Origin of the sequence: Kitasatospora aureofaciens, from assembly GCF_019192735.1 — a bacterium.
Lineage (GTDB): Bacteria > Actinomycetota > Actinomycetes > Streptomycetales > Streptomycetaceae > Kitasatospora > Kitasatospora aureofaciens_A.
Genome location: NZ_JAHTKP010000158.1, coordinates 1 through 1,574 on the forward strand (window position 1 = coordinate 1; position 1,574 = coordinate 1,574).

The 1,574-nt window shown below is 69.9% G+C and carries 1 protein-coding gene; it reads right to left on the bottom strand.

The genetic code is table 11. From position 1 onward, the window contains the following. Positions 1-10: 10 nt before the first annotated feature. Positions 11-1,450 carry an NF041680 family putative transposase gene (locus KV557_RS41705; protein ID WP_218207338.1) on the bottom strand — a complete coding sequence of 480 codons (1,440 nt, stop codon included), beginning with the start codon at positions 1,448-1,450 and terminating at the stop codon, positions 11-13. Positions 1,451-1,574 lie beyond the last annotated feature (124 nt).

Below are 1,574 nucleotides of genomic sequence, written 5' to 3' on the forward strand. Positions count from 1 at the left end.
AGCTTGATCTTTAAGGCTGCTGCTCTGTCCCACCCCTCCTGATCGTGTCCTTTTTGCCGCGTTTCGTGCCGACCGGGTGGCGGGGTGCGGGGGTGGAGGTGCGGCCTTTGGGGCGGCCGGGGCCGGGGTGGGGGGCTTTCGGCGTGCTTGCGGGAGTGCCCACGGTCTTGCGGATGCGGGGATAGCCGCGTCGGACGCGGCCGGGGGTGAGCTGGTCCGGTGTCAGTGGTTTCTCCCAGGGCCTGCGCAGGTCTTCGGCGAGGGGTCGGGCGAGGCGGAGCTGGGTGTAGGCGGCCAGGATCAGCCACACCCAGCGGTCGGCCTGCTCGGGATTGCGCAGGCGCGGGCGGGTCAGGCCGAGGGTCTGCTTGAAGAACCGGAAGGTGTGTTCGAGATCGAATCTCCTGAGGAAGATCCGCCAGAGTCGGTCGACGTCGTGGGCGGTGGCGTCGGGGTTGCTGTGCCATAGCCACAGCGGCTTGGGATCGCGGTTGCCAGGCAGATACTCGACCACCAGGTGCACCAAGGTGCCTTCAACGATGGGTAGTTCGCCTTGGTGGCCGGCCCAGGAGCCGCGCCGTTCCAGTGCTGGGTGCAAGTGGCCCCAGCAGCGGGCGGTGACGGCGCCGAAGCGCTGATGGCGGCCGGCCGACTCCTGGACCGGGGCCGGGTGGGTGGCTGGGTCGGCCAGGCGGACAGTCTCGCCGTGTCGGGGCTGGCGGCCGGGCCGGGGTCCCTTCCGGCGCCCAGGCGGGGCGTGCATCACCCGGTCGGAGCGGATCCGGCCCAGCAGCCGCACCGGCTGGTCGCGCAGGAGCCAGCTCAGGCGCACGATGTCGTAGCCGGAGTCCAGGACGAACAGCACCTCGGGGTCGTCCTCGTGCCACTGTCCGGCTTCGCGCAGGCGGGCCAGAAGGTCGCGGATCTGGGCTGCGGTGACCTCGGTGGGGTCGTCATCAGGCCCGAGGCGGATTGCGTCGATCGGGCCGGTCCACGAGGAGCGGCCGCCGCCCAGGGCGGCGGCGACCTGGTAGGGCCAGCCGGGGATGGTCTGGCGCCGCCCGTCGCAGCGGCACGGGCGGTGGCAGTGCAGGCGCTCGGGCGAGCACTCGGCATCCGGACGTGGCCACGGCGTGACGTCCAGCGCGATCGACAACTGCCGGTCAGCCCCGCGAGGCAGCTCCAGCCCGGCCAGTGCCATCCGCAGCCGGGACACGTTGATGTGCCCCTGGGCCAGGGCGTCGTACATCGCCCCGTGCCCGCGCCGATGCACGGCCTCCAACGTCAGTTCCGGCAGCGAGACCACCGGCCCGCCGGCACACAGCACCGCGTCCGTCAGTTCGAACAGTGCGTCCGCCCGAAGAGTCAGACACCCGTAGTACTCGCGGCGGAACCCGGACAACACGGACAACGCATCGACGCGCGCGCCACTTTCGAGCAGACTGTCCATCACGGCCTTTGGTTGATCTACGTGTCTCTTGGCGGAAACACATGATCAAACAGGGGCCGCCCTGCTGTCCGGCAAACGACGAACCCCACCAAGAAACGATCTTGGTGGGGTTTAAAGCCAAGCT

Excerpts from the sequence above, each read along its gene's own strand:
- KV557_RS41705 (WP_218207338.1), bottom strand. The coding sequence starts at position 1,450 with ATGGACAGTCTGCTCGAAAGTGGCGCGCGCGTCGATGCGTTGTCCGTG.